Source organism: Chlorobium sp. (assembly GCF_049593655.1).
In the GTDB taxonomy this organism is placed as follows: domain Bacteria; phylum Bacteroidota; class Chlorobiia; order Chlorobiales; family Chlorobiaceae; genus Chlorobium.
In genome coordinates this window covers 1-23,275 of sequence record NZ_JBAWHG010000057.1, presented here as the reverse complement: position 1 = coordinate 23,275, position 23,275 = coordinate 1, and the positions used below count along the sequence as shown (strand labels likewise).

At 56.3% G+C, this 23,275-nt stretch carries 18 protein-coding genes and 1 tRNA gene; 5 read left to right on the top strand and 14 right to left on the bottom strand.

What is annotated here, in order from left to right; genetic code table 11:
* Positions 1-10 precede the first annotated feature (10 nt).
* Positions 11-86, top strand: a tRNA-Met gene (locus WBP50_RS10405).
* 183 nt (positions 87-269) lie between these two features.
* Here WBP50_RS10405 and WBP50_RS10400 read toward each other — a convergent pair.
* Entirely contained in the window at positions 270-722 is a 453-nt protein-coding gene (locus tag WBP50_RS10400; protein ID WP_423934212.1) for a hypothetical protein, read from the bottom strand.
* A 123-nt stretch (positions 723-845) separates the two neighbouring features.
* On the bottom strand, positions 846-1,673 hold the full coding sequence (locus tag WBP50_RS10395; RefSeq protein ID WP_423934210.1) for a caspase family protein: 828 nt from the start codon (positions 1,671-1,673) through the stop codon (positions 846-848).
* 237 nt (positions 1,674-1,910) lie between these two features.
* On the opposite strand from WBP50_RS10395, the gene murB reads away from it, so the two are divergent.
* Together murB and WBP50_RS10385 are read left to right on the top strand one after the other, a co-directional pair.
* On the top strand, positions 1,911-3,533 hold the full coding sequence (gene murB / locus WBP50_RS10390; RefSeq protein ID WP_423934208.1) for a UDP-N-acetylmuramate dehydrogenase: 1,623 nt from the start codon (positions 1,911-1,913) through the stop codon (positions 3,531-3,533).
* 88 nt (positions 3,534-3,621) lie between these two features.
* Positions 3,622-4,056: a hypothetical protein gene (locus tag WBP50_RS10385; RefSeq protein ID WP_423934205.1), complete on the top strand. Its 435-nt coding sequence runs from the start codon at positions 3,622-3,624 to the stop codon at positions 4,054-4,056.
* 2 nt (positions 4,057-4,058) lie between these two features.
* Here WBP50_RS10385 and WBP50_RS10380 read toward each other — a convergent pair whose 3' ends face one another.
* The 6 genes from WBP50_RS10380 to WBP50_RS10355 all read right to left on the bottom strand — a co-directional run bounded on the left by WBP50_RS10380 (position 4,059) and on the right by WBP50_RS10355 (position 11,050).
* Complete coding sequence (locus WBP50_RS10380; protein ID WP_423934213.1) at positions 4,059-4,874, bottom strand: FAD/NAD(P)-binding protein; 816 nt, start codon at positions 4,872-4,874, stop codon at positions 4,059-4,061.
* A gap of 47 nt (positions 4,875-4,921) precedes the next feature.
* A complete protein-coding gene (locus tag WBP50_RS10375) occupies positions 4,922-5,935 on the bottom strand; it encodes a 4Fe-4S dicluster domain-containing protein (RefSeq protein WP_423934203.1) in 1,014 nt (337 codons plus the stop codon).
* 9 nt (positions 5,936-5,944) lie between these two features.
* On the bottom strand, positions 5,945-6,775 hold the full coding sequence (locus WBP50_RS10370) for a 4Fe-4S dicluster domain-containing protein (protein WP_423934200.1): 831 nt from the start codon (positions 6,773-6,775) through the stop codon (positions 5,945-5,947).
* Positions 6,776-6,791: 16 nt separating this feature from the next.
* Positions 6,792-7,241, bottom strand: a complete 450-nt coding sequence (locus tag WBP50_RS10365) for a hydrogenase iron-sulfur subunit (protein ID WP_423934198.1) — start codon at positions 7,239-7,241, stop codon at positions 6,792-6,794.
* A gap of 34 nt (positions 7,242-7,275) precedes the next feature.
* A complete protein-coding gene (locus WBP50_RS10360; RefSeq protein WP_423934197.1) occupies positions 7,276-9,246 on the bottom strand; it encodes an FAD-dependent oxidoreductase in 1,971 nt (656 codons plus the stop codon).
* Between the two features lie 295 nt (positions 9,247-9,541).
* Positions 9,542-11,050, bottom strand: a complete 1,509-nt coding sequence (locus tag WBP50_RS10355) for a heterodisulfide reductase-related iron-sulfur binding cluster (RefSeq protein ID WP_423934195.1) — start codon at positions 11,048-11,050, stop codon at positions 9,542-9,544.
* Positions 11,051-11,287: 237 nt separating this feature from the next.
* On the opposite strand from WBP50_RS10355, the gene mscL reads away from it, so the two are divergent.
* A complete protein-coding gene (gene mscL, locus WBP50_RS10350; RefSeq protein WP_423934194.1) occupies positions 11,288-11,740 on the top strand; it encodes a large conductance mechanosensitive channel protein MscL in 453 nt (150 codons plus the stop codon).
* A 92-nt stretch (positions 11,741-11,832) separates the two neighbouring features.
* Positions 11,833-13,044 (top strand): LL-diaminopimelate aminotransferase, encoded by a 1,212-nt coding sequence (locus WBP50_RS10345; RefSeq protein ID WP_423934192.1) that lies wholly within the window; start codon positions 11,833-11,835, stop codon positions 13,042-13,044.
* Between the two features lie 25 nt (positions 13,045-13,069).
* Here WBP50_RS10345 and WBP50_RS10340 read toward each other — a convergent pair whose 3' ends face one another.
* The 6 genes from WBP50_RS10340 to WBP50_RS10315 all read right to left on the bottom strand — a co-directional run.
* The gene (locus WBP50_RS10340) at positions 13,070-14,656 is read right to left on the bottom strand and encodes an NAD(P)H-hydrate dehydratase (protein WP_423934189.1); all 1,587 of its coding nucleotides are present in this window, start codon (positions 14,654-14,656) and stop codon (positions 13,070-13,072) included.
* A 53-nt stretch (positions 14,657-14,709) separates the two neighbouring features.
* A complete protein-coding gene (purL, locus tag WBP50_RS10335; protein ID WP_423934186.1) occupies positions 14,710-16,992 on the bottom strand; it encodes a phosphoribosylformylglycinamidine synthase subunit PurL in 2,283 nt (760 codons plus the stop codon).
* Between the two features lie 25 nt (positions 16,993-17,017).
* The gene (gene secA / locus WBP50_RS10330) at positions 17,018-20,113 is read right to left on the bottom strand and encodes a preprotein translocase subunit SecA (protein WP_423934185.1); all 3,096 of its coding nucleotides are present in this window, start codon (positions 20,111-20,113) and stop codon (positions 17,018-17,020) included.
* 246 nt (positions 20,114-20,359) lie between these two features.
* The gene (locus WBP50_RS10325; protein ID WP_423934182.1) at positions 20,360-21,304 is read right to left on the bottom strand and encodes a DNA-3-methyladenine glycosylase family protein; all 945 of its coding nucleotides are present in this window, start codon (positions 21,302-21,304) and stop codon (positions 20,360-20,362) included.
* A gap of 567 nt (positions 21,305-21,871) precedes the next feature.
* Complete coding sequence (locus WBP50_RS10320) at positions 21,872-22,525, bottom strand: zinc ribbon domain-containing protein (protein ID WP_423934180.1); 654 nt, start codon at positions 22,523-22,525, stop codon at positions 21,872-21,874.
* 59 nt (positions 22,526-22,584) lie between these two features.
* Positions 22,585-23,275: SDR family oxidoreductase (locus tag WBP50_RS10315; protein WP_423934179.1), on the bottom strand; the 691-nt coding region annotated here is incomplete at its 5' end.

Sequence of the window (23,275 nt, the reverse complement as noted above, 5' to 3'; positions counted from 1 at the left end):
GTACAAACACCGTGGGGTGGAGCAATTGGTAGCTCGTCGGGCTCATAACCCGAAGGTTGCAGGTTCAAGTCCTGTCCCCACCACCAGAAAAAGCCGCACAGCCCTGTGCGGCTTTTTTATTTGCCGGTTCGTACTCCTTTCCTGCCCGGCTCACCGGCCGTCCGCTGAACCGGATTTCATCATGTTCCGTCCTCATGACCCGCCAGACAATGACAAAGCCCCGGATCTCTGCCGGGGCTTTATGAAAAGGTTTCTCGTTGAAAGGCGGTTCACTCTGCCGGCTGGAGGGGAAGGCCGACGTTCTCCTTTATCATATCCTCGACGTTGTTGGCCGGGATGAAAAAACGGTTGAGCGGTGTGTCTTGCGTGGCATTGTGCAGAATTCCGCGAGCCGTGCTGGCGGTCAGGGTGGCCAGATGTCCGGCAAACTGTCTGGGGAGTATGAAGAGTTCCTTGTCGTTATCGGTGAAGAAACTCCATGAATCAGGATCGAAAGCGAAAATGCAGCCGGTTTCAATAGTGATGAACGGCATATCCTCCTGGAGGAAAACGTTTTTGAAGAGCACCTTGAGCAGCTTCTGGTTGTTGTCTATGCCGAAGTTCAGGCCGGCATTGATCTTGACCGGTTTGCTTTCTTCTATGTTTTCCGAAGAGAGATCGAGCTGTTCGGTCGTGATTTTCACAAGGGCAAAATTCACCCTGTTCTGGTTTGTGTCTGGCATGGATGTTTCGCGCAAGGGTTAAGAGGACAAATAGCGACAGCTTCAGGATTTTTTCGAAAGAGCGTCACCAAGATAGAGAATTTTCCGGAAAAAAGCACCGTGTCGTCCCGTTCGCCGTTGCCCTTATGAACCGCTTCGGGCGGTTTTTCTTGCATCATCGCATTCAAGCTGCGGAATCTGGCTGTACCTTCCGGATTTCAGTGCCTTCCGGATGTTTTTCAGCACCTCTGCCCTTGTCAGGGTATTGGCGCATGCCCGGATCTCACGGCAGAGGAAATAGGTGAAGGCGCCATGCCAGTTTCCCCCGATCTGGGCATCCGCACTGGTCTGATCGGCCTGGCATCCTGTCCAGAGAATGTGACGGATGGCTTCATTTTCAGCCAGAAGGTCCCGAAGACCCCGAGGTTTCAACGCCTCTGCCTGAAAGAAAGCGCGGATCGAAGGCGGTGAAAGGTAGCGGGGTTTGCGTTTGGCCGCGAAATCGACGGCCCGCAGCCCGGTTCCGCTGTGACAGGTATCGAAGAACGCTTCGAGGGTGACCTGTTCCGGAAGAGCGGCAAACAGAAGGTTCAGTTCATCATCGGTGATGATATGCCCGGCATGCCATCCTCCGCTCTCCTCAGCAAGATCGTAGGGGCAGAATGCCTCATCGGCAAGGTCCGGTTCATCGTTGCCGCTATCGGGCACCTGGGTGCCATGGCTGGAAAAACTGAAAACAAGATAATCGTACTTTCCGGCAACGGCTCCATCGACCATCTCCTGAAGCCTGGCCATGATGTTCCGCTTGGTTGCCTTCGAGTCGGTCAGGGTCGCCACGCTGCCCGGACTGAAACCGAAGTGGTCGGTAAGAAGTTTTTTCATCTCCCGTGCATCGTTCACGCAGCCGTTGAGTGTAGCCGAGGGGTAGTTGCGGAAGCGGTTTATCCCTACGCATAAAGCTTTTTTTGCCATTGTTGCAGATGGGTGTGGGCATTGTGTTGCCAGGGGCGCGCCGTTCTCTGGCGATCCTTCTTATTCGGGTCTGAAGGAAAATCTACGCATTTCAGGCTGAAATAAAAAAACGGAGGGCTCTCTATGGCCATCCCGGGCTCCATACCTTTTCCCGGAGAGCCGGAGGTTGGGAAACATGGTCCGGATGGTTATGTTAAGGGCTGATAGCCTCAGAAAAACCAAAGAGTCCGGAGCCAGATGCAGGAGTCACCCTTTCCCTGTCCTTTTGAGGCGGATGCGCCGCTCAGCGAAAAAAGCTATTACCGCATCGGCGGCCCTGCGAGGTTCTTCGCCCTGCCGGAGACGATCCGCCATATCGGCGACCTTTTGCTCTGGAACCGCGAACAGCGGCTGCCTCTTGCGGTTATGGGAAGCGGCAGCAACATGCTCTTTTCCGATGAGCCTTTTCCCGGGATTGTACTTTCCATGGAAAGGATGAACCGGATGTTCTGGATTTCCCGTGATGAGCTGTTCTGCGAGGCGGGAGCGGAAAATACGGCAATTGCCGCCGAACTTCTCGACAGAGGCCGGTCGGGAGGGGAGTGGCTGCACATGCTTCCCGGACGCATCGGCAGTACGGTGCGCATGAATGCGCGCTGTTTCGGAGGTGAAATATCCGGGGTGACCTCGGCAGTTGTAACCGTTGACCGGCTCGGCCGGGTGCAGTGGCGTCCGGCAGAAGGGGTGTTTCTCGGTTACAAGGAGACCTCCCTGATGCAGAACCGCCAGATCGTCGTCGCCGCCGTGCTTCGTTTTGCCGGCACGAAACCCGCCGGGGAGATTCGGGCCGAAATGGACCGATACGAGGCAGAGCGCCGCAGCCGCCATCATTTCGATTTCCCGAGCTGCGGCTCCACATTCAGGAACAACTACGATGCCGGTCGGCCGAGCGGTCGGATATTCGAAGAACTCGGCTTCAAGGGGGCGCGGGAAGGGGGAGCCGCGGTCAGCGACCACCATGCCAACTTCATTTTCAACACCGGAGGAGCCTCTTCATCCGATGTGCTTGTTCTTGCGGCGAAAATGAGAAAGGATGCCCGGGAAAAAGCCGGCGTGCCGCTCGAACTGGAAGTCGAATGCTCAGGGCTTTTCCGGAGAACGGAGCTTGAGGCGTGCGGCGTGCATTCACGGCCTGCCGCAGGGATGGACGGCAAGGCATGGGCGGGTCTGCTCTGGCAGCCGGGCGAGGATCCCGCAGAGGGAGGAGTGGTGGAGTGCTTTCCCGAAACGCTCCTGCAGGGCTGCCTGACCGGCTATTCCGGCACAGACCTGGCCTTTCCACCGGGGATCGGCATTCATGTCGAGCAGCTCGTTTGCCTCCGGGATGCCCGTCTGAATCCGTCGCAGCCGTTTCTGAAATGGACGACAGGGGCGGAGTCGGGAGCACTCTGGCAGGGCATCCCGGACGGCGGCATTTCAGTACCGGGAAGCTTTGCCGACGAGCTGTGGAAAAATCCGGTATCGGAACTCTTTATCGGGCAGGGGGAGTCCGGGCGCGGATACCTTGAATTCGAGATGCAGCCTTCGGGAAACTGGCTGGCACTGCGTTTCAGCGACCGGAGAGTAAGGGCTGCAGTATCCGGCAGGCTTTCCGGGGAGCCATGGACGGGGGATGTGGAGCGTTTCGTGCTTCCGGGAGCCTTCGGCATGACTTTTTCGTTCCGGCTTGTGGAGCCTTTTTTACAGCGCGACACCCTTTCGCTTCAGTGCTGTGCAGCGCCGGGAGAAGCTCGTTACGGATTGTTTCCATGGTGGAATGCCGCCGGAGAAAAACCCGATTTCCATCAGCCTGACCGGTTTTACCGGATCAGGCTCCGATAGCAGAATAAAGGCGGATGTTTTGTACATTACCGTAAAGACTCCGGGGTTTAAACCGGTTACCTAATTTCCTCCTACAGCATCCTGTTCCATGCCGAAGTATTTCAGTGCGATCTTTTCGTTCGTATTCCTGCTCATCCTGCTTCAGGGGTGTGATCTGTTTTTCGGAAAAACCGTTGAGGGCCGTCTCGATATGGAGGTCGCTCTCCGCGGGTTTTCGCTGGAACACGGGGTCGATATCGACAACAGGAATTTCATCGTGCAGGACGGTATAGCCTACGAGCTTGTCTTTCTTGCCGATACAAGGCTGAAGAACTTTTCGGCTTCATCCGAAGGCGTCGCCGTTCCGGTGCCCGCAGGACTTGGCGCCGTAAGACTTGAACCAGGAGCCCTGTACCGGGTAAAAGGCAAGCCGGGAACTACCGGTGAACGGTACCGGAATTTTCCCGTCATGCTTCTGCAGCTCCGCTCGATCGAATACCTCGGTTCAGGTAAAGGCGGCGACGGGCTGCATATCCGTTTTTAGCCTTACAGGTCTCCCGCAGGCATCCTTGCAACCTCGGCAGCGGTGAAAACCGGTCCCTCCTTGCAGATGTACACCGAACCGACATTGCATCTTCCGCATTTGCCGACGCCGCATTTCATGCGGTTTTCAAGCGTGGTATAGACATGCTCCTCATTGAAGCCGAGCTTTCCCAGAGAGATCAGGGTGAACTTGATCATTACCGGAGGCCCGCACAGCACGGCGACGCAGTTGTCCGGTGAAGGAGCGGCCTCTTCAAGCACCGAAGGTACGAATCCGACCCGGTGCTGCCAGTCAGGAGACTCTCCACCCGGATCGACCGTAAGAACCAGTTCGATATCGCTGCGATTCTGCCACTCTTCAAGCTCGTGCTTGTAGACCAGATCGGCGACGGTTCTTGCACCGTAGACGATGGTCACCCTGCCGAATTTGTCGCGCTGGTCGAGGCACGACCAGATAACGCTGCGAGTCGGCGGCAGGGCGATGCCGCCGGCGATGAAAAGAAGGTTTTTGCCGTAGAACTCCTCGATGGGAAACCGGTTGCCGTAGGGACCCCGGTAGGTTACCAGATCGCCTACCTCGGCACTGGCAAGCGAGGAGGTTACCCTTCCCGACTGGCGGAAGGTGCACTCGATATACTCTTTGCGGGTTTCCGGACTGGCTACGCAGAAGGTGCTTTCACCTTCGCCGAAGATGCCGTAAAGCCCGAACATGCCGGTGCGGTAGGTCTGTCTGAAGCGTTCGTGCTCGACCGGGTCCTGAAACTCCAGCCGCAACGTCTTGACGCCGGGAGCCTCGTCGCGCTTCCCGACGACGTTCATGATTGCCGGCCTGTAGATGTTCTCCTGTCCGTTCTGTGTATTGTCTGTCACTTCGATAATTTTGTTATCTCTTGCAAGGTTTCTGTTATGCCCATGTCAACGGGACACTCGCGGGTACATCGTCCGCATCCGCTGCAGCTGTTGAGGCTGAATTTTCCGGGAAAATAGTTGAATTTATGCATGATGCGCTGCCTCCACCTGGCTGATTGCGTCGAACGGGGATTGTGCCCCGAGGTGTGCATGGTAAAGAGCGCAAAGGAACAGCTGTCCCAGTTTTTTCTCCGTATTCCCGTATAGGTGTCGCCTTCATCCTGAAAATCGAAACAGTGGCAGGTCGGGCAGAGGAAGGTGCAGGTGCCGCAGCCGATGCAGCGCATCGATATCTCTTTCCAGAAATGGCTTTCAAAATTCTCCGGGTTCTGCAGCCACTCACGACAGGCTTCGAGATCGAATTTTACCGGCACGTCGGCCGGCGGCAGCGGCTTTGCGGCTTCCTTTTCCAGCAGCGCCTCTATGCGGCTCAGGGCTTCGCTTCCCCGCTGACTCAATTCCTCGACCAGCCATCCCCGGTTCCCCTCGAGCGGGCGGAGCAGGATATCCGATCCCAGGGTGCTGTCCGGAGCGAGCTTCAGTGAGGTACACATGCAGAATTCGTCAGCGGCCGTACAGGCGATCGTGACAATGACGGTTTCGTTTCTCCGCCTGAACCAGTAGGAGTCCTTGTAATCCCATCCGAAAAGGGGATCGTCGATGGCCATCGCCGAAGCGTCGCAGGGCCGGGCTCCGAAAACGATTCTCTGGCGTTCGGGGGGAAGATACTCTTCGGTATCGATCTGCTGCTTGCCGATCCGGTAGCGGAACATCGGCTCAGTCTGGGGAAAAAAGAGGTCCTTGAGGGTTCTGCCCGGCAGGATTGCGCCCAGATCAAGCTCATCGGCTTTTTCAATTGCAGCGAACTGTGATATGTTGTTTTTGCTTACAGGACCGATGACCTCGAAACCCGCAGCATGCCATCTGGTGATGCAGTCGTCGAGCCTGTCGCGTAAAAGGATTTTTGTCATACAGATTACTTAGAGGATAAAGGTCTCGGGATCGTCCTTTTTGAAACTTGCCAGCACCGGTTCCTGGGTGTGGCTCATGCCCGAGAAATAATCGAAAGCTTCAAGCACCTCCTGGGCCATTCTCCGGTTGATGAGCCGGAGCGGGATGTTGACGGGACAGGCCCGGTCGCATCCTCCGCATTCGACGCACCTGCCGGAAAGATGGAAAGCCCTCACCAGATTCCACTCGAAATTTCCCAGGGTGTGCGACGAGGTCTGCACCCATTGCGGCTGATTGTTGTCGACGATGCATCGCTTGCAGTAGCACATCGGGCAGACCTGACGGCAGGCGTAGCATTTGATGCATTTTGCGAATTCCGCCTGCCAGAACGCAAACCGTTCCTCAGGGGTCATCCCTTCGATTTTCTCGACCAGCTCCTGCTCTTCGGGAGTCGAACGACGCTCTTTCAGGGTGGAGATCAGGGCGGAGAAATCACTGACACTGCTGCCCTGGAGAGGGGTGAGCGAACCGTTTTCGTCACTGAAGCCGAGAATGACGATCTGAAGGGGGTCGAGCTGTGATTCGGCGGCAAGGATATTGACGCTTCGGATGCCCTCCGGCCGCAGAAAGATGCCGACTTTCTTTCTGTCGCTCAAAAGGCCTTCGCTGACAAGATATCCCGAAAGGTTCGCGTCGCAGGCCTGGTCAACCTGCAGCAGTCCGGCGTCTTCGGCCGAGCGGATAAACAGGGCCCGGCGCCGGTCGGGGGTCGAGCCGGCTCCGTAACCGATAATGATTTTCACTTCGCCCGATGCGAGCAGCTCCGCGGCTCTTTTTCTGTACTGTTCCTGTATACTCATTGCAGATGGTAAGAATTTAAAGCGAAACCGGAGCTTCGGTTTCATGGATCATGGCCTTGTACTGGTCGAACGGGCCGAGTTTGCGGATATCTTCGGTCAGGCTGCTGATGAGTTCGGCGAATTTTACCCCTTCGGCGGCGCTGATCCAGGAAAATCTGATCCGCTCGAGCGGAATGCCGGTGAAGTTCAGCAGGGCGCGGAACACCGTCCACCGCCGCCGCGCATGATAGTTGCCCTGAGTGAAATGGCAGTCGCCCGGATGGCAGCCGCTCACCAGCACGCCGTCTGCCCCTTTCTGCAGCGCCTTGAGAATGAACATCGGGCTGATCCTTCCCGTACAGGGAAGCCGCACCATGCGGATGTTAGGGGGGTATTTCAGGCGACTGGTGCCAGCGAGATCCGCTCCGGCATAAGTGCAGTAGGTACAGACAAAGGCAACGATTTTCGGTTCGAATGGTTCGCTCATACGTTCGGTTTGTTGGTTCGTTTTTTCCGCCCGGCTAAAGTCCCATGACTTCGGCGAATATCTGTTTTTCGGTGAACCCAGCCAGATCGATGCTGTTCGACCTGCAGAAGGTCACGCAGGTGCCGCATCCCTGGCAGAGACCCGGATTGATGAAGGCCACCCGCCTGATGATCTCCCCGGAACGGCTGAGAATATCCTTTTTTTCAATGGCATTGTACGGACAGGCCAGGGTGCATCCCCAGCAGCCCGAACAGGTCGATTCGTTGTTGACGGCGATTACCGGTTCGCGTTCGAGCTGGTTGTGGCTGAAGAGGCCGATCACCTTGCTTGCGCAGGCCGATGCCTGGGAAACCGAGTCCGGAATGTCCTTGGGCGACTGGCATGCACCGGCCAGAAAAATACCGGCAGTTGCGGTTTCGACAGGGCGGAGCTTGAGGTGGGCCTCGTTGTAGAAACCGTATTCGTCGCAGCCGATGCCGACAACTTTCGCGAACTCCCTTGCGTCGGGCTGCGGCGTTATGGCCGTAGCGAGCACCACCATGTCGGCGGCGATTTCAACGGGTTTTCCGAGCAGGGTATCGACACCGCGCACCATGAGCTTGCCGTTCTCCTTCCAGACCTTGCTGACGCGGCCCCTGAGGTAGGAGGCTTCATCCTCCTCGATGGCCCGGCGGGTGAATTCGTCGTACCCTTTGCCGGCTGCCCTGATATCCATGTAAAAAACATGGGCTTTGCCGCCGTCTACCTTGTGCGCATAGAGCATGGCGTGCTTGGCGGTGTACATGCAGCATATTTTCGAGCAGTACTTCACGCCTTTCGACGGATCCCTCGACCCGGCGCACTGGATAAAGACGATATTCCGGGGTTCCAGACCGTCGGAGGGGCGCAGGATTTTTCCCGCGGTCGGTCCGCTGGCCGAGGCGAGGCGTTCAAACTGCAGGCCGGTGATCACATCGGCATATTTTCCGTATCCGTACTCGCCGTACATGGCGGTGTTCTGAATCTGGAAACCTGTAGCCACGACAATGGCTCCTATTTCCAGGTCGAGAAACTCGTCCTGCATTTCGAAGTTGATGGCGTTCGTCTGGCAGAATTTCTGGCACACCTTGCACTTGCCGTTTTTGAAGAAGGTGCAGTGTTCCCTGTCGATAACCGGTATGTTCGGCACCGCCTGGGCAAAAGGGGTATAGATCGCCGGCCTTTTGCCGAGATTGCAGTCGAATTCATCGCTGATTTTTTTCAGCGGACACCTCTGGATGCAGTCGCCGCAGCCGGTGCAGGCTTTCATGTCGACGAAGCGGGATTTCTGCCGGATCCTGACCTTGAAGTTACCGATGAACCCTTCGACCTGTTCCACTTCGGAGTAGGTCAGGAGACGGATTTTCGGGTGCTGGGCGGCTTCCACCATTCTCGGGGTCATGATGCACTGCGAACAGTCGAGCGTGGGGAATGTTTCGGAAAGCTGCGCCATGTGGCCTCCAAGCGATGGCTCCCGTTCGACAAGCACCACCTCCTGACCGGCATCTGCGATATCGAGCGCGGCCTGAATGCCGGCTATGCCGCCTCCGATAACCAGTGCTCTCTTGGTTACGGGGACTTCGATAGGCTGCAGCTCGTTGTTCAGCTTGACCTTTTCGATAAGCGAGCGGGTGATTTCGATAGCCTTTTCGGTGGCCATATCCTGATCGGTGTGCACCCAGGAACACTGCTCCCGGATGTTGGCAATCTCGCACAGATAAGGGTTCAGTCCGGCCTCCGCACAGGCTTTCCGGAAGGTGGCCTCATGCATTCTCGGAGAGCATGCCGCCACGACGATCCCGGTCAGGCTGTGCTCCCTGATGGCTTTTTTCACGCTCTCCTGACCGGGATCGGAGCAGAAATACTTGTATTCGACTGAAACCGATACGCCAGGGTGGTCGTTCATGGCCGAAACGAGTCTGGTACAGTCTATTTTAGCGCCGATGTTTTCGCCGCAGTGACAGATGAAAACGCCTATTTTTGCCATTCTTTCGCTGATTATATAGATCGCCGTGCTGTGAGGCCGCACCGCTTGATTGTTTTCGACAAGGCAAAGCCGGACAGAAACTCACAACAGTTTTTTCCGGTTTGCGGTTTCAGTGACAAAACCCCTTGCCATCCGTCAATGCGGACCGGAACCCAAGGGGAAAAACAGGTTTTTTCCGTACGTATGGCATTGATCACAGTGGCGGGCAAGAAGACTTTATCTACCCTTGTCCAGGCTGGACGGCCATACCGAACCAGCCCGTTATTGCAGAATTATCCGGCATCGCATTTTCCGGTTACCGCCTGCCGAGCAGGTCGAGCGCGGGAACGAAGTGCTTTCCGACGGCAACCTCTTCGGGATCGGCACCGCATGCAACGGCTACAAGTTCCGAAATATAGTAAACCGGCATGGATTCAATATCCTCATACCGCTTTCTCATGCCCTCCTGCCGCATATCCAGATTGGCGTGGCAGAGCGGACAGGCCACTACGAAGGCCTTCGCGCCGTTTACCGCGGCATTTCGTGCGATGGAGTGCGTCAGGTCTTCGACCATTTCCTGCTGGGCAAGGGTCAGTCCCGCGCCGCAGCATTCTATCTTGAAGTCCCAGTCGACAGGAGTGCCTCCAAGTGTCGTGATGATCTGCTCCATCTTGAGCGGATTTTCCGGGTCGTCAAAACTCATCGCTTCCATCGGGCGGACCAGAAGGCATCCGTAGTAACAGGCCAGGCTCAGATCCTTGAGCGGACGCTTGACCCGTCTGGCCAGTTCTTCCTGGCTGTAACCTTCAAGCAGCTGGGTTACCCCGATGAATGCGGCTCTTCCGGTTGGTTCGATACCGGTTGCGCTTTTTACCTCGAGGCGCAGTTCCTCGGAATCGATGAGGGACCTGCGGGTGGTTACCTGACGGTTCTGGCATGCGGCGCATGGCGCAAGCACGTAATCCATGCCTGCGGCATCGGCAAGGGCCTGATTTCGCGCCGGAAGCAGAAGGCCGAGCCGGTGGCTGGTCGCATGGGCGGATGTTGCTCCGCAGCAGTTCCAGTCGGGAATTTCCTCGAGGCGGATATCGAGCAGTTCGCACATTTTCCTTACGGAAATGTCATACTCCCTGGCCGTGCCGCCGAGCGAACAGCCGGGGTAGTACCCTATGCTCATTCCGGGCCTGATGACGGGTGGCGGCTGAGGCGAAAACGTATTCTTTTTGGGCTTTCTTGCGGGAGCGGCGCCATGTCCCCCCTTTTCGGCAAGTTCGAAGATTTTTTCGATCTGCTCTTTGCCGCTGATTCCCTCCTTGCCGCTGAAGGCGGCAAGCGGATTGATTTTTCCCTCACGGATCATCTTGATGCCGGAGGAGGCGTCCTGCAGAAACGTACGGGTTCTCAGCTTGTAGCTGTTGACCAGCGAAAGCTCCTGGAGGCGACCGTGCTTGCGGATATTGTTCAGAAAAGAGGTGTGGAAAGCCGTAACAAGTTTTTTGGAGCGATCCTCTGAAACGATGCCGGTCTTGATGGCAATTTCCCTGAGCGCGTCCATGGTTGCGGCGATGTCCATGTTCTGCGGACATCTGGCCGTACAGGTCTGGCACCCAACGCAGTACCAGAGCGCGTTGCTCCGCATGGCTTCTTCGATATAGCCAGCCTGGACAAGCCGCATGATTTTCGTGGGAGGATTGTCCATGAACCCGCCCGCCGGGCATCCGGCAGTACATTTACCGCACTGATAGCAGCAGTTGTAGTCATTGCCGGTTGACTCTTCCAGCTGCTTTTTATAGGTATCGGTCGAGGAATGGTTGTGTTTTGACACCGGGTTACTTATTAGCGTGTTGAGGAGCGGATTTCAAAACGACACAAACGTAACATTGTAAGGAAAAAAAAAACAAAGTCCAATTAAGAGAGCGGATATGATCTCTTCAATAGCGATATTTCCCCTTGAATGATAGTTGTAGCCGTGTCTTTCGTGTACTATATTTCGAAAAAGACAAGCCGGAACAGCGTTCAAAATATCCAATTTTGCATCATTATTATACAAATAATCCCGATCATGCTTAAAGAGTTCAGAGAGTTTGTCCTTCGGGGCAATGTAGCCGATATGGCAGTTGGCATCATCATCGGCGGAGCTTTCGGAGCCATCGTCAATACACTGGTCTCCGATGTGCTCATGCCCCCGCTCGGCCTTCTGATAGGCGGTATCGATTTTTCCAATTTCTACCTCGTGCTCAAGGAAGGCGCCACGGCAGGTCCTTATGCGGCCCTTGCCGATGCCAAAGCCGCCGGGGCGGTCACCGTCAACTACGGCATCTTCCTGAACGCCCTCATCAGCTTTCTGATCATGGCCTTCGCGGTTTTCATGCTCATCAGGTCCCTGAACTCGATGCGGCCGAAGCCCGAAACGTCGGTGCCGCCTCCGGCCATGAAAGATTGTCCCTTCTGCTGCAGCTCCATTCCCGCTCAAGCCTCCCGCTGTCCGAGCTGTACCTCGCAGCTTGAAAAATAAAACCCGAACGGTATGGATATAAGCCTCTTTTTGCTTATGATATTTGCTTTACAAGCGGTTTCTGCGCCTTTGAATCTATTCGGTACGTAACCATGTTTGATGAAATCCAGTTTGAGAAAATAAAAAGGCTTCCCAAGTACGTTTTTGCCGCGGTCAATGAACTGAAAATGGCTGAACGGCGGGCGGGAGAGGATGTGATAGACTTTTCGATGGGCAACCCTGACGGGCCTACTCCACAGCATATCGTCGACAAGCTGGTGGAAAGCATCAACAAGCCCAGAACCCACGGCTACTCGGTTTCCAAGGGTATCTACAAACTTCGGGGCGCCGTTGGCGGCTGGTACCGCCGGAAATACAATGTCGATCTCGATCTTGACCGCGAGGTGCTCGTCACCATGGGTTCCAAGGAGGGGTATGTCCACCTGGTGCAGGCGATCACCAATCCCGGCGATCTGGCCATGGTGCCCGATCCCTGCTACCCGATCCATTCCCAGGCGTTCATTCTCGCCGGCGGCAATGTTCACCGCCTGAAGCTGGAGATGCTCGACGATTACCGTCTCGATGAGGATGCGTTTTTCGGCAACATCGAAAAGGCCCTCAGGGAATCCTCTCCGAAGCCGAAATACCTCGTGGTGAACTTTCCCAACAATCCCACCACGGCTACCGTCGAACTCGCTTTTTACGAGCGCCTGGTCGAACTGGCGCGGAAGGAGCGCTTCTACATCATCAGCGATATCGCCTATGCCGAAATAACCTTCGACGGTTATGTCACCCCATCCATTCTTCAGGTTCCCGGCGCGAAGGATGTCGCCGTGGAGAGCTACACCCTCTCGAAAACCTACAACATGGCCGGCTGGAGAGTAGGCTTCATGGTCGGCAACGCCAAGCTCATCGGCGCCCTTGAAAAGATCAAGAGCTGGCTTGATTACGGTACCTTCACGCCCATCCAGGTGGCTTCAACCATTGCGCTTACCGAGGACCAGAGCTGCGTTGCCGATATCTGCGACGTTTACCGCCGCCGCCGCGACGTGATGATCAAAAGCTTCGAGAATGCCGGATGGCCCATACTGCCCCCCAGGGCAAGCATGTTCGTGTGGGCTCGCATTCCGGAACATCTCCGGAGCATGGGCAGTCTCGAGTTCAGCAAGAAACTGCTTACCGAAGGGAAGGTTGCCGTCAGCCCCGGCATCGGCTTCGGTGCTTACGGAGACGAATATGTCCGCGTTGCCATGATCGAAAACGAGGAGCGTATCCGGCAGGCGGCGCGCAATATCCGCAAGTTCCTGAAAACCAGCGAATCCTGATACGGTTCATCGCTTCCGCGTATTCCTACTCTTCGATATCGAAAATCTCATGGATAGCCGCCGGGATGGCATCGAGTATGCCTCCGGCGGACACCAGGCTCGAAACCTCGTCGGCCAGGTCTCCGGCCCTGCCGTGAAACCACGCCGCCGCCGCCGCCGCATGGAGAATATCCGCGCCTTTTGCGGCGATGGCCGTAATCATGCCGGCCAGTACGTCACCCGATCCGGCCGTTGAGAGCGCCTCCGTTCCCGAATCGTTGAGCATCAGATCTCCTTCAGGGCCGGCAAGCACCGTCGGACGGCCTTTCAGAAGCAGGTTTACCCCGTTTCGCCGGGCAAATGCCGCTGCGAGCCCCAGCGGATCGGAGGCTATCCGCTCCGTTGTAATGCCACAGAGGCGGCTGAACTCTCCGTGGTGCGGTGTAAGCAGGGCATTGGCAAGGTGGTCGATACCGCCTTTGCCGAGATCGGCTTCCTGAAGCGCGAACAGGGCATCGGCATCGAGCACGAGTTTTTTTTCGGAAAATTCCGGTTTCCGGAGCAGTTCCCTTATGAATGCGATGGTTTCCGGTTTCCGGCCAAGTCCGCATCCGATGAGCACCGCATCCGCCCAGAGGGCTTTTTCAAGAATGGCGTCCATCTCCTGGTGGATGATGACCGCTTCAGGAGCAAATGCGTGCAGGACGCCTGCTCCGCCAGGGGGCAGTGCGGCGCAGACGTAGCCCGCTCCGGTTTTCAGGGCGGCTTTCACCGAAAGCAGGGCTGCGCCGAGCATGGAGGCCTCAGGGGAGTGCGAACCGGCGATAATGAGCACTTTGCCGTTCTGGTGCTTGGCCCCGGTGGGTTCTCTGAGCATGAACCGGGAGGCCGCATACTCGCGGTCGGTCAGGCGGCAGGTTCCGCGTTCGAGCAGAAATTCGGGAATCGATATGTCCGCCCTCCGTACTTCGCCGGAGAGCAGGGGGCCTTCGTTGAAAAAAAAACCTGTTTTCAGGAAAGCCATGGTGACGGTCATGTCTGCAAGCACGGCCGGGTCGGCAGCGAAGCCGGAGGTGGCGTCCAGGCCGGAGGGAATATCGATGGCGATAAGCGGTGAGTCGCTGCGCTGCCGGATACTGTTGAGCAGATCGATCCCTTCGGCAGCAGGGGAGAGCAGCGGCTGGAGGGGCTCGTCGATTTTCAGTCCGGTACCCAGCACCGCATCGACGAGGCCGTCGTACTCCCGCTCCATGACGTAAGGGAGCGCTTCGGCATGGTCCCTGAAGATGCGCAGCGGCCTTCCGCAGCGCTCCCGCAGTGCATAAAGCGTCTCCAGAGCGTTGCGATTCACGGGCGAGAGCGCCTCCTCCGGGTAGAGCAGCAGCAGGTCGACTTCGGCGCCGTGATTGAGCAGGTGGCGGGCGACGACCAGCGCGTCGCCGCCGTTGTTGCCCTTGCCGGCCACCACAAGAAAGAGTGCCCCCTGAAGATCGTCCCTGTCGAGCAGTTCCCTGATGCGGTCGGCCGTGCGTAAACCGGCAAGCTCCATGAGGCGGGTTTCCCCTATATGGAGCTCCTCGATAGCGGCCCGGTCGGCAGCGGCCATTCCGGCCGCGGTGACAACTGGAAGCATGAGCTGTTTCTCCCGTTACAGGGCAATCCCCTCTTTATATCGGAGCGGTTCCCCTACAGTTCGTCGAGATGCAGGGCTTTTTCGAGCGCATGATAGTAAGCTCCGGCCAGCTCTGCGGTTGTGAAGGATACGACGGTTTTTCCGTTGATGGCGATCGCCGCGTTCTTTTCCTGAACCTTGCCGATAACCCGGACCGGCACATTGAAGCGCACAGCCTCCTCGATCACCTCTTTTGCAGATTCCGGAGCGATACTCGCCAGCACCCTTCCCTGCGCTTCGGAGAAGAGATTCAGCTGTATGCGGAACGGATCCCTGGCGGCATCTTCAAGATCGACGTCAAAACCAAGATGGAGGGCTTCGTTCATGACGGCTTTTTCGGCCAGCGCGGTTACGAGTCCTCCGTCGGAGATGTCGTGAGCCGAGCGAAGCAGCTTTTTCGAGGCGAGAGAGACCAGGAGATCCTGCAGCTGTTTTTCATGCTGCAGATCGATATCCGGGGCATCCTGGCCGGGCGTGCCGTACTGCATGGTCAGGTATTCGGAGCCCTCAAGGCTCAGTTCGGGATCGCCGAAGAGCAGTATCGCATCGCCGGGGCTGACGAAGGTCGAACCCACAAGAAGGTCGATATCGTCGAGCAGGCCGATCATGCCGATGGTCGGGGTAGGGTAGATGGCGGTCCGTTCGCCGCCGATTGATGTCTCGTTGTAAAAACTAACATTACCGCCGGTTACCGGCGTATTGAATGTTCTGCAGGCCAGACCCATGCCTTCGACGGAAGTTTTGAACTGGAAGTATACTTCAGGTTTGTAGGGATTTCCGAAGTTCAGGCAGTTGGTTATGGCCAGAGGTCTGGCTCCCGAGCAGGCAATGTTGCGGGCACATTCGGCGACGGCTATTTTGCCCCCTTTCAGCGGGTTCAGGTAGACGTAACGGGCGTTGCAGTCGGTTTTCATGGCCAGGCCTTTTTTCGACCCCTTGATGCGGATAACGGCGGCATCGGAGGTTCCTGCGGCGGTGACGGTATTGGTCTGGACCATGGAATCGTACTGCCGGTAAACCCACTGCTTGCTGGCTATGCTCGGCCGCGAGAGCAGCGCAAGGCTGAGCGACCGAATGTCCAGGCGTTCGTCGGCAATCAGACCGGCTTTCGGGGTAGCCGGCTTTTTTTCCACCGCTTCCCGGATATAGACAGGCGCACCTCCTCCGAGAACCAGCGATTCGGCAGGTATTTCGGCCACAACCCGGCCGTGCTGCTTCACCCTGATCCGGTTGTCTGCCGTGACGCTTCCGATCACGACCGCCTGGACATCCCATTTCCGGTAGACGTCGATGATCCGCTCTTCGAATCCTTTTTCGGCCACCACCAGCATGCGCTCCTGCGATTCGGAAAGCATGATTTCGTACGCGCTCATGCCTTCTTCCCGGGCGGGCACCAGATCGAGATCGATCTCGATGCCGCCGGAACCTGTTTTTTCTATGCCGCGGGCGCTCATTTCGGAGGTCGAGCTGGTCAGACCGGCGGCGCCCATGTCCTGAAGGCCGACTACATAACCGGTGGCAATGGCTTCGAGGGTGGCTTCGAGCAGAAGCTTTTCGGCAAAAGGATCGCCCACCTGTACGCTCGGGCGTTTGTCTTCCGATGCTTCGCTGAGGTCTTCCGAGGCGAAGGTCGCTCCGTGAATGCCGTCCCTTCCGGTCGACGATCCCACGATCAGCACCGGATTGCCTTCTCCCTTGGCCGTGGCGCTGACGGTCTTGTGATGTTCGACAATGCCTACCGACATGGCGTTGACCAGGGGATTGCCGGTATAACACTCTTCAAAGTAGATCTCTCCGCCGACCGTCGGTACGCCGAAAGAGTTCCCGTAGTCGCCGATGCCCCTTACCACTCCGTCAACCAGGTAACGCACCCTGGGGTCCCTGGGGGAGCCGAACCGCAGGGAGTTCAGCGAAGCGACAGGACGGGCGCCCATGGTGAAAATGTCGCGGTGGATGCCTCCCACGCCCGTTGCCGCGCCCTGATAGGGTTCAACGGCGGAAGGGTGGTTGTGCGATTCGATTTTGAAGGCGACGGCAAGGTTGTCGCCGATATCCACCAGCCCGGCGTTCTCCTCGCCGGCTCCGGTCAGGAGAGCGGCCCCCTCTCTGGGCAGGGTTTTCAGTACGGCAATGGAGTTCTTGTAGCTGCAGTGCTCTGACCACATCACCGAAAAAATGCCGAGTTCGGTAAAGGTGGGGGTTCTTTTGAGAATATCGAGGATTTTCTGATACTCCTCGGCATTGAGACCATGTTCCAGGGCAAGCTGAAGGGTGACTTCGGGTTCAGTAGGTTTCATAGTGAACGGTGAGCGTTACAGGGCATCACAGCTGCTGGCCGTGACAGTTTTTATATTTTTTCCCGCTGCCGCAGGGGCAGAGGTCGTTACGTCCGGGTTTTTTCTCGGCTATGACCGGCTGCTGGGGACTCTCGGCGTCCATCGGCTCCGCCGCCCCCTCTTCGATCTGCTGATAGACGCTCTCGGCCGCCTGATGCTGGGCAACCAGTTTTTCGAGGCGCATGGCCTCTTTTTTCTGACGGGCCTCTATTTCCCTTGCTTCATCGGGATTGACAGGGAAGAGCTTGAAGGCCAGTGAAAGGGTTTCCTGCTCGATATCCTGCAAAAGACTCACGAAGAGGCGGAAAGCCTCCTGCTTGTACTCCAGCAGCGGGTCTTTCTGGCCATAGGCCCTCAGGTTGATGCCCTCCCGGAGGGAGTCGATCTCCCGGAGATGTTCACGCCACCGCTTGTCGATCACGCTGAGCACGGCATATTTTTCGATCTGTCCCATGATCTCCTGCGGAATCTCCGCCTCCTTGCGTTTATAGAAGGCGATAGCGGTATCATAGAGCCTGTCGGCGATTCCCCTGACGCCTTCGCGGTCATAGATGCCGTCTTCAGGACGGAACTCGACCGACAGTTCACGGAGTACCCGTTCCTCGAGTTCCGGGGCGTCAAATTCCTTGTCGTATTTTTTAACCACCAGATCGCAGTAGTCCCGAAGCAGGTCGAAAATATCTCCGGTCAGGCGGTCTTTCTGGAGCCCGTTTCGGCGGCGGGTGTAAATGACGTCGCGCTGCTGGTTCAGCACATCGTCGTATTCGAGCAGGCGCTTGCGGATGGCGAAGTTCTGCTCCTCCACCTTTTTCTGCGCCCGCTCGATCGATTTGGTGATCATGGAGTGCTCGATCACGTCACCCTCTTCATGGCCGAGCCGGTCCATGACGGAAATAACCCGGTCGGAACCGAACAGTCGCATGAGCTCGTCCTCAAGCGATACGAAAAACATCGTTTCGCCGGGATCTCCCTGGCGTCCCGCACGTCCGCGGAGCTGACGGTCGATACGCCGGGACTCGTGCCTTTCCGAGCCGAGAATGAACAGTCCTCCAAGTTCACGCACACCATCTCCCAGCTTGATATCGGTGCCTCGTCCGGCCATGTTCGTCGCAATGGTGACGGCGCCCTTCTGGCCTGCGCCGGCAACGATTTCGGCTTCCCGCTCGTGCTGTTTGGCGTTCAGCACACTGTGCACGATCCGTTTTGCGCGCAGCATTCTCGACAGGGTTTCCGAGACCTCGACACTGGCGGTGCCAACCAGTACGGGCTGACCTTTCTTCTGCAGTGCTTCGACCTTCGAGACAATGGCATTGTATTTTTCCCTGCGGGTCTTGTAGACCAGGTCATCCACATCCCTGCGGACAATAGGCCTGTTGGTGGGAATGACCACAACATCGAGTTTATAGATCTCGTAGAATTCCGAAGCTTCGGTTTCGGCCGTACCGGTCATGCCTGCCAGCTTTTTGTAAAGGCGGAAGAAATTCTGGATGGTAATGGTCGCCATGGTCTGCGTCTCGCCTTCGACCCTGACGTTTTCCTTGGCCTCGATGGCCTGGTGCAGCCCGTCACTGTAACGGCGGCCCGGCAGAATGCGCCCGGTAAACTCATCGACAATCATCACCTTGCCATCCTGCACCACATATTCGTCGTCACGCTCGAAAAGCGAATAGGCCTTGAGCAGCTGGCTTATGTTGTGCAGGCGCTCGGAACGGTCGGCAAAAAGACGGTAGACGGCGTCCTTCTGCTTGACCTTGTCGGCAGGGGTGAGTGCCGTGTTGCTTTCGATGACGGCAATTTCCGAACCGACATCGGGCAGCAGAAAGAGATCGCTGTCCTGATGGCTCAGGCGACTGAGAAACTCCCGTCCCTTGTCGGTAAGGTCGATGGTGCCGGCTTTTTCGTCAACGGCGAAAAAGAGCTCGTCGTCAACCTCGTGCATTCGGCTGGCATTGTCCTTGAGGTACTCGTTTTCCGTGCCCTGAACAAGTTTTGCCATACCCTGCTGCGAGAGCATCTTGATGAAGCGGCTGTTTTTCGGCTGACCGCGCTTGACCCGAAGAAGGGCAAGTCCGGCATCGAAGTCGCCCGGCTTCGCTTTTCCGGCGGAATCCTTCAGGGAGGCTTCCGCTTTGGACAGATAGCCCGCCACAAGCTGCTGCTGGTTTCGCACGATCTGCTCGATCCATGGCTTGATCTCCATGAACTTGCTGTCGTTGTCGGCATTGGGAACCGGTCCCGAAATGATAAGCGGGGTTCTTGCCTCGTCGATGAGCACGCTGTCGACCTCATCGACAATGGCAAAATAGAAATTGCGCTGCACCATCTCGTCAACGGTGCCTGCCATGTTGTCGCGCAGGTAGTCGAAGCCGAACTCGTTGTTCGTGCCGTAGGTTATATCGCAGTGGTACTGCTCACGGCGCTCGACAGGGTGCATGGTGTTGAGAATCACGCCCACCTTCAGCCCGTGAAACTCGAATACGGGAGTCATCCACTCCTTGTCGCGCTGGGCCAGATAGTCGTTGACCGTCACCACATGCACGCCGCGTCCGGTAAGAGCGTTCAGAAAGATCGGCAGGGTGGAGACAAGGGTTTTGCCCTCGCCGGTTGCCATTTCCGATATCCGTCCGGAGTGCAGCACCAGGCCGCCGACGAGCTGTACGTCATAGGGCACCATATCCCAGATCATTTCGCGTCCCATGACCTGATAGGAGTGGTTTTTCAGGCGCCGGCAGGTATCCTTGACGAGGGCGAAGGTTTCGGGAAGAATTTCGTCGAGCACTGAAACGGTGGCCTTTTCATAATCCCGGGTAAGGGTGTCGAGTTCGTCGTTGATGGCATCCGCCCTGTCAAGATCGATATCCGGATTGCCGAGTGCGGTTTCGAGTTCACGTCGTTTATCCTCGATGGGCTGAAGTTCGCTGCGTACCTTCCTGCGCAGTTCGGCGCCTTTCTTTTTCAGTTCATCGTCGGAAAGCGACTGAAATGAGGCCTGCAGTTCGTTGATGCGCTGGATGACAGGCTGTATTTTCTTAATGTCCTTATCGTGTTTCGATCCGAATATTTTCTCAAAAATTTTCAGCATTCTTTTTTCTTCGTTCTCGCTTGTGTTTCAGACTGGTTATGAAACGGGATAGATAATTGTTTTGTAAGGTATTGAATTACCGTCTGAGAAAAAAGACGTCCCCGAGAAAAAAAGCGGGGGAGAAGCGCAGTTCAGGCCTGTTTCACCTCCCCGGATCCCCGGTTCCGCCGCCGCGCCGCCGTATTCCGGAGCTTTAAGCGTCAAAATCATCCCGGCTCCGCAAAGTCCCGGCGTTATGGCAGGGTATTATGCCGTCCGCAGATGTCTGATTTTTCTGCGCCAGCAGTGGAAAAGCAGATGCCCGGCATACCCGGACAGTTCCGGTTTCAGGATGGTGCGGATATCCTCCTGAAGACGGAGATAGTTTTTTTCCGTCAGCGCATTCGAAGCCGTCCTGATGCCGAACCACTCGGCAAGATACTGCCGGACATGGGTGTCGATCGGAAATGCGTCGAAACGGCCGAGACCGAACAGGGCGATGCAGTCCGCGATTTTCGGACCTATGCCTTCAAAACCGCAGAGAGTCTCCCGTAACCGCTCGAGCGGGAGTTCTCCTGAACCCAGTTTCCCGAAATCCAGTCGGCCCGAAGCCGCAGCCCCGGCAACACGCTTTATGTTGACGGCCCTCCGGTAATTGTTGTTGGTACAGCTCTGCAGCAGCGGCGCCGGGGCAGCGGCAAGGGATGCGGGATCGGGGAAGCGGTAAAGGCGGTGTTTTTGTCCTCTGAACTCCATGGTACAGGGTGTGCCGAACCTCTCGCACAGGAGGGCAATCTGTCGCCGTATCAGCGTCATGCCGATACCCTGGGCACACATGAACGTTATGGTTGTTTCAAACGGATCCTGCCGAAGCAGTTTCAATCCCGAATACTCTTTCACCAGCGCTGCAACCACGGGGTACCGTTTTATGAATCGATCGTCGAACAGGTTCCGGTTGTCGATATCCATGGTTAAATAGGTTCGTAACCTTTCCGGAAGGGAAGCCCCTCCGATCTCGTCATCCGGTGAGTAAATTCTTATGACCTCATCGTCGAGCTGGCTGATAACTATGGGAGTGCCTTGAATTATTGATGAAAAGCAGTGCTCATGACCGTTGATTCTGTTCCATAAAAAAGACTGACCACTATACAGGGTATCCTCAATGTTGATTGCATATTTCGAACGCAATATCGAGTATTTATCAAGAATCATGTTGAATTTATATGATGCCGGAAATCATGAGAGCCTGTTATAAAAAACTTTTCTTTAAAAATACTTATTTAGTTGTAATAAAATTACTTGTATTTTGTTACATGAAAAATTTCTATTCTCTATAGCTTCGATTATGACGCATTTTTACTGTCCTCATTGCTGTTTTATCATTTTGATTTTACTGGTTTGTTTTTGCTTGTAAATACAATGATAAATCCTGATGCGATGATGAATTTAACGCTCGCACTATTCCGCATCAAGGTTGCGAAACCGAGATCATTACGGTGCTTTTCCTGGTTGATTAGCAGGTTAAGACTGGCTCGAATGATAATTGTTCATCGGAATATTTGGTTCCCCTGATTTCCGTACCGGGGCGGAAATAACAGGACCTCTCTTTGGGATATGCGCAGTTGTTTCAGGGGAAACCGCAGCCGTTCAGTGTGTCCTGAACCGGTCGTGTCGTGCTGTTGCGGCGCTTTCCGGAAAGGGGAGGGCAGTATCGGATCTGCAATCCCCTTTCATCCGTGCAGGGTGGACGGTGAGTGCTGAATGAGGCAAGCCGCAGAATCAGGTGGTTTCTGATTTCGTGCCGCATTCAGGACAGAATTTCGTGCCGGGCTCAAGCGCGACTCCGCATTCGGTGCAATGCTTTTTTTCATTGATTCTTGCGCCGCATTCAGGGCAGAATTTAGCGTTGGACTGCAGCGGTGCGCTGCATTGCGGGCACGTTGCGCGTATGCCCTCCCGCCAGCTCTTCTCCTCGAGCATGGTGCGGTCCCCCTCGGCCATCTTCGAGTGAGCCCAGATCTCTTCCACGGTCCGGCTGGACTGGGCTGCCGCCATTTCGACGCCCAGATCGGGTGAGCACTGCTTGCAGAGACCTTTCGGTTCATTCCAGCAGCTTTTCCTGCAGACCCAGGAAGAGCATCGGGGACACTGCACGAAATCCTGACGAAGTTCCTGCATGGCTTTTTCAAACGCTTCGTCATGAGCTTTTTCCCATGTGGCCGAGCGGGCTTTTTCGCCGAGATCGGCTACCTGCCCCAAAAAGCCGCCGAAAAAACTGCTTGCCGCATCAAGCGCGCTGGTTACGGTTCCGAGGGCCGATGCCTGAAACCTTGTCCGGTATCCTGTGCCGCACCGGTCGCAGTAAAATTCGAACTGGAATCCCTGATTGGTGCTCTGATCGGTGTAATTGCGAGTGAATTGTATTTTTGTCACGGCTTATAGGGGTTTCGGTTAAAAAAAACTGCGCTTGCCGTTTCGCCCGGGCCTCTTTTTCAGCCCAGCTGCCGGAAGCAGCCAAGCAGCGAATCCTGCGGCGCCTCTTCGGCTCTGATCAGTTCAAAGGTACGGTTCTGCGCTTCGGGAGCAACGAGCGACAGCACGGCGATCTCGGCCAGGTCGCTGCGATCTGTAGAGCCGGTTGTTATCCGGTCGCCGGTATCGAGCACCAGCCGGTGCTGCAGTGGCGGGCCGTCAAGCAGGCCTCCGGGGCGAATGACCGTAAAGGAGCGCCCCGAACCGGTGAACAGCCGCCGAACTCCGTTTTCGCCCTCGAGCTTCATGTCGAGCACCCGTCCATATTTGTTGAGCGGATGTTCAGGTCTGGTAACGGCAAGCGAACTGATGAGAATGAAGGTTGTAACCCCCGCAGCTTTGGCCAGCGTCGCAAGCCGTATGACCGCATCGCGATCGATCGCCGATGGAGGAGGCGCTTCAAGATCCATGACATTGCTGCCCAGGGCGCAGATGACGGCATTCATGTGCCGGCAAGCCGCAACGATCTCCTGCTCGTGCTCCGCGCTGCCAATGGTGAGCCTGTCGGTCACTTCAGGACCGAATTTTTCCAGGGCTTTTTCTCCGGAGCGCACAAAAAGGCGGAAATCGAAGCCGTAGTGCTGCAGCCTTTTTACCACCCACTGGCCGGTTCTTCCGGTAGCTCCGGCGACGAGCACGGTTCCTGAATAG

What these genes read in the sequence shown, in the direction of transcription:
- WBP50_RS10400 (WP_423934212.1), bottom strand. Translation starts at nt 722, where the DNA reads ATGCCAGACACAAACCAGAACAGGGTGAATTTTGCCCTTGTGAAAATC.
- WBP50_RS10395 (WP_423934210.1), bottom strand. Translation starts at nt 1,673, where the DNA reads ATGGCAAAAAAAGCTTTATGCGTAGGGATAAACCGCTTCCGCAACTAC.
- murB (WP_423934208.1), top strand. Translation starts at nt 1,911, where the DNA reads ATGCAGGAGTCACCCTTTCCCTGTCCTTTTGAGGCGGATGCGCCGCTC.
- WBP50_RS10385 (WP_423934205.1), top strand. Translation starts at nt 3,622, where the DNA reads ATGCCGAAGTATTTCAGTGCGATCTTTTCGTTCGTATTCCTGCTCATC.
- WBP50_RS10380 (WP_423934213.1), bottom strand. Translation starts at nt 4,874, where the DNA reads ATGAACGTCGTCGGGAAGCGCGACGAGGCTCCCGGCGTCAAGACGTTG.
- WBP50_RS10375 (WP_423934203.1), bottom strand. Translation starts at nt 5,935, where the DNA reads ATGACAAAAATCCTTTTACGCGACAGGCTCGACGACTGCATCACCAGA.
- WBP50_RS10370 (WP_423934200.1), bottom strand. Translation starts at nt 6,775, where the DNA reads ATGAGTATACAGGAACAGTACAGAAAAAGAGCCGCGGAGCTGCTCGCA.
- WBP50_RS10365 (WP_423934198.1), bottom strand. Translation starts at nt 7,241, where the DNA reads ATGAGCGAACCATTCGAACCGAAAATCGTTGCCTTTGTCTGTACCTAC.
- WBP50_RS10360 (WP_423934197.1), bottom strand. Translation starts at nt 9,246, where the DNA reads ATGGCAAAAATAGGCGTTTTCATCTGTCACTGCGGCGAAAACATCGGC.
- mscL (WP_423934194.1), top strand. Translation starts at nt 11,288, where the DNA reads ATGCTTAAAGAGTTCAGAGAGTTTGTCCTTCGGGGCAATGTAGCCGAT.
- WBP50_RS10345 (WP_423934192.1), top strand. Translation starts at nt 11,833, where the DNA reads ATGTTTGATGAAATCCAGTTTGAGAAAATAAAAAGGCTTCCCAAGTAC.
- WBP50_RS10340 (WP_423934189.1), bottom strand. Translation starts at nt 14,656, where the DNA reads ATGCTTCCAGTTGTCACCGCGGCCGGAATGGCCGCTGCCGACCGGGCC.
- purL (WP_423934186.1), bottom strand. Translation starts at nt 16,992, where the DNA reads ATGAAACCTACTGAACCCGAAGTCACCCTTCAGCTTGCCCTGGAACAT.
- secA (WP_423934185.1), bottom strand. Translation starts at nt 20,113, where the DNA reads ATGCTGAAAATTTTTGAGAAAATATTCGGATCGAAACACGATAAGGAC.
- WBP50_RS10325 (WP_423934182.1), bottom strand. Translation starts at nt 21,304, where the DNA reads ATGATTCTTGATAAATACTCGATATTGCGTTCGAAATATGCAATCAAC.